The following is a 385-nucleotide window of genomic DNA, read 5'->3' on the forward strand; positions in this document are numbered from 1 at the left end:
TTGGTGCAATTAAAGGTGTAAATTGTGGTGATGGTGCAGGTTATGCGGCAAATAGAATTGTTGTAGACTGGCAAGATAGTAAGCGTTACCACTCAGCGGACGGTGTAGTCGTATCTGACTATTCATTAAACCGAATCGGTGTTACAAAAAATGCATCTGGGTCACAATTTCTTGTCCGCCTTTACTCATATAATTTCAAAACAAAACTTTGGGAAACACCTAGAGAAAACCGAGCACTAGCAACTATCTATTGCTATTACCCTTAAATATCTTCCCTTCCAGGGCATACCAAACTATAATATATTATAGACTAAGCTTAAGGTATGCCCTATGAACCTACTTCTTGCTATCTTCTTTGGAATTCTTCGTACTCCGGCTCTACTTT

Annotated in this window: 1 protein-coding gene; it reads left to right on the top strand. The window is 39.0% G+C overall.

The window, feature by feature from the left end; translation table 11 throughout:
* A partial coding sequence (locus IQR33_RS06670) for a hypothetical protein (protein ID WP_193843599.1) occupies positions 1-266 on the top strand: 266 nt, incomplete at its 5' end.
* Between the last annotated feature and the right edge of the window lie 119 nt (positions 267-385).

The organism is Vibrio sp. OPT46 (genome assembly GCF_015163535.1).
GTDB classification, from domain to species: Bacteria; Pseudomonadota; Gammaproteobacteria; order Enterobacterales; family Vibrionaceae; genus Vibrio; species Vibrio alginolyticus.